This is a genomic window from Frankia sp. CeRuru1, from assembly GCF_977966315.1.
This window is the reverse complement of record NZ_CDWWEW010000009.1, coordinates 1-3,282: the sequence shown is the minus strand read 5'-3', so window position 1 is coordinate 3,282 and position 3,282 is coordinate 1. Positions and strand designations below refer to the sequence as shown.

The 3,282-nt window shown below is 75.6% G+C and carries 2 protein-coding genes; both read left to right on the top strand.

Annotation, left to right across the window (positions count from 1 at the left end; genetic code table 11):
• Positions 1–1,053, top strand: a 1,053-nt coding sequence (locus AC08OP_RS01490; RefSeq protein WP_476612546.1) for an NHL repeat-containing protein, incomplete at its 5' end; no start/stop codon positions are given.
• Positions 1,050–3,282, top strand: a 2,233-nt coding sequence (gene hypF, locus AC08OP_RS01485; RefSeq protein ID WP_476612545.1) for a carbamoyltransferase HypF, incomplete at its 3' end; no start/stop codon positions are given. The genes AC08OP_RS01490 and hypF, both read left to right, overlap by 4 nt.

Sequence of the window (3,282 nt, the reverse complement as noted above, 5' to 3'; positions counted from 1 at the left end):
CTGCCGTCGGCGCGGCCGTCGGCGTCCCGGCTGTACGCGCCGCGCGGGGTGTGGCTCGGCGACGACCTGCTCGTGGTGGCGGACTCGGGCAACCACCGGGTGCTGATCTGGCATGGTCTGCCGGCCGTCGACGGCACCCCCGCCGACGTCGTGCTCGGCCAGGCCGACGCGACGAGCGAAGGACCGGCGGCCGCGGGGCGCGGACCCGAACGCGGCCTGCACCTGCCGACCGGCGTGCTCGTCACGGACGGCCGGCTCGTGGTCGCCGATGCCTGGCACCACCGGGTGCTGGTCTGGGACAAGATCCCGACGGTCACCGACACCGCCCCCGACCTCGTGCTCGGGCAGCCGGACGCCGGCGCCGTCCGCGAGAACCGGGGCGGCCCGTGCGGACCAGACACCTTCTACTGGCCCTTCGGGGTGGCCGTGGTGGGTGGGCGCTTCTACGTCGCTGACACCGGTAACCGGCGGATCCTGGGCTGGTCGGATGGCCTGCCGTCCTCACCCGGCCGGCTACCCGACCTGGTGCTGGGGCAGCCCGATCCCACCCGCCGGGACGAGAACCGTGGCGGCGCGGCCGGGCCGGCCAGCTTCCGGTGGCCGCACGACCTCGCCGGCACCGCCGATCGGCTGCTGGTCGCGGACGCCGGCAACCACCGGCTGCTCGGCTGGGCCCCCCATCCCGACGCCGACAGCGACGCAGATCTGGTGCTCGGCCAGCCCGATCTCGCCTGCTCCGGGGAGTTCCCCTACGCGCCTGGCCGGGCCGACGTCCTGCGCTTCCCCTACGCCGTCGACAGCGACGGGCACCTGCTGGCCGTCGCGGACACCGCCAACAACCGCGTCCTGCTGTGGGACGAACTGCCGCGGCGCAGTTCCATGCCTGCGACCGCTGTGCTCGGCCAGCCGTCGTTCGCCGAGACCGGGGAGAACCGGTGGACCCGCGTCGAAGCCGACACCTTCTGCTGGCCGTACGGCCTCTCGGTGCGCGGCGACCGGCTCGCGGTGGCGGACTCGGGCAACAACCGGGTCATGATCTGGCGGCGGGTGTGACCGGAGAGCAGAACAGGCGGGCCGGGCGGGCCGAGCGGGCCAAGCGCCGGGTCCGGCGCCGGGTCGTGGTGGAGGGCGTCGTCCAGGGCGTCGGTTTCCGGCCCTACGTCCACCGGCTCGCGGGCACCCTCGGGCTCGCGGGATTCGTCGGCAACGACTCGACCTCGGTGTTCGCCGAGGTCGAAGGCGACGAGGTGGCCGTGGCCGAGTTCCTGCGCCGGCTCGAACCGCAGGCGCCACCGCTCGCGCATATCGAGCGCGTCACGGTGACGAGCATGACCCGGTCGACCGCCGGCGACGCCGGGTTCCGGATCGTGGCCGGCGCGACCGTTCCCGGCGACCGCACCCTGGTGCCCGCGGACACCGCGGTGTGCGCCGACTGCCTGCGCGAGATGTTCGACCCGACCGACCGGCGCCACCGCCACCCGTTCATCACCTGCACCAACTGCGGCCCGCGGTACACGATCATCAGCGCGCTGCCGTACGACCGCGCAGCCACGACGATGGCCCGTTTCCCGATGTGCGCGCGGTGCGCGGCGGAGTATGCCGACCCGGCGGACCGCCGTTTCCACGCCGAACCCGTCGCCTGCCCGTCCTGCGGACCGAAGCTGTGGTTCAGCCCCGCGGACGGCACCGGACCAGAGGTGCACGGCACGGACGCCGCGCTGGCGGCGGCCCAGCGGGCGCTGGCGGCCGGCGCGGTGGTCGCGGTCAAGGGCGTCGGCGGCTACCACTTGGCCTGCTCGGCCGAGAACGACCTGGGCGACACGGCCGGCGACACGGCCCTGGCGCGCCTGCGCGCCCGCAAGGGCCGGCCCGACAAGCCGTTCGCGGTGATGGTGCGCGACCTGGCGACGGCCGCCCTGGTGGCCGACCTGTCGTCGGCGGAGGCGGCGCTGCTGGCGTCGCCAGCCGCTCCGATCGTGCTCGTCCGCCGCTCGCCCGCGGCGGGGATATCGGGGATATCGGGGCTATCGCGGCTGGTCGCCCCCGGCACCCCGCTGGTGGGGCTGCTGCTGCCGTACACGCCCGTGCACCACCTGCTGTTCGCGCCGGTCCCGGGCGGCGGCCCGCCACCGCCGCGGATGCTGGTGATGACCAGTGGCAACCGTTCGGGCGAGCCCATCTGCTTCGCCGACGACGACGCGCGGGACCGGCTCGCCGGCCTCGCCGACGCGTTCCTCCGGCACGACCGACCGATCCTCCTGCCGTGTGACGACTCGGTGGTGCGCTGCGACTACGGGGACGACGGAGACGACGGGCAGGTGCTGCCGGTGCGGCGCTCCCGCGGATACGTTCCGCTGCCGGTGGACCTCGGCCGCCCTGTCCGGTCGGTGCTCGCCGTGGGCGGCGAGGGCAAGAGCACGTTCTGCCTCACCACGGACCGTCGCGCGTTCGTGTCCCAGCATCTGGGTGACATGGGCAGCCTGGCGGCGCTCGGGGCCTTCGAGCGGTCCGCCGCGCACCTGACCGACCTGTACGGCGTCGCGCCGGAGACGCTCGCCGCCGACCTCCATCCGGGATACGTCACTCGGGCCTGGGCCGAACGCGCGGCGGCCACGGGGGCCGAAGACGCGGCCGCCGGGAACCCGGTGGCGGGGGCGAACCAGGCCTCCACCTACGGGTCACGGTCCGCCGGCCGGTCGCCGCACCTGGTCCAGCACCACCACGCCCATGTGGCCGCCCTGCTCGCCGAGCACGGCAGGCTCGGCGACACCATCCTCGGGGTCGCGTTCGACGGCACCGGCTACGGGCTCGACGGCACGATCTGGGGCGGCGAGGTGCTGCTGGTAGGCCCGGACGTCGCCCGCGCCGAGCGGGTCGCGCACCTGCGTCCGATCGGCCTGCCCGGGGGCGACGCCGCCGTCCGCAATCCGTACCGGGTCGCGCTCGCCCATCTGGCCGCCGCCGGCCTGGACTGGACCGCGGACCTGGCGCCGGTGCGGGCCTGCTCCGTGGCGGAGTTGCGCACCCTGCGCACCGCGCTGGACCGGGGCGTGGCCTGCGTGCCCTGCACGAGCATGGGCCGCCTGTTCGACGCGGTGGCGTCGCTGCTCGGGGTGCGCCACCGGATCACCTACGAGGCGCAGGCTGCCGTCGAGCTGGAGGCGCTCGCCGCGGACGGGCTCACCGCGGCGGAGCTCGGCGGCGCCGGGCTCGGCGGCGCCGGGCTCGGCGGCGCCGGGCTCGGCGGCGCCGGTGCCTGCCGGCTCGCCTTCGGCCTGGCGG